The organism is Nonomuraea sp. MG754425 (genome assembly GCF_021699195.1).
GTDB lineage: Bacteria > Actinomycetota > Actinomycetes > Streptosporangiales > Streptosporangiaceae > Nonomuraea.
Window position 1 is genome coordinate 1 of the sequence record NZ_SSXE01000621.1, and the last position, 230, is coordinate 230.

Here is a 230-nt window from a genome sequence, read left to right on the forward strand (position 1 = left end):
CCGATGACCCGCACGCATTCTGGGAGCCCGTCGCCGCGCGGATCGAAGCAGTGGAAGTACGCCAACTCGCCATCGGCGATGTTGCGGCGGACCACGTAGCGGTGTGCCGGAAGGGCGGTGTCGATGACCGCCCAGTCATAGACCCGAAATCCCTTGGCGCCGATGCCGCAGGCGCGCCGCTGCCAGTCGCCGGCGTTCAGGTGCGCGGCCACCCGCGCCACCCGCGTCGG

At 70.9% G+C, this 230-nt stretch carries 1 pseudogene; it reads right to left on the reverse strand.

The window, feature by feature from the left end:
• Positions 1-212, reverse strand: a pseudogene (locus tag FAF44_RS54230) (IS701 family transposase); the annotation flags it as partial.
• Positions 213-230 lie beyond the last annotated feature (18 nt).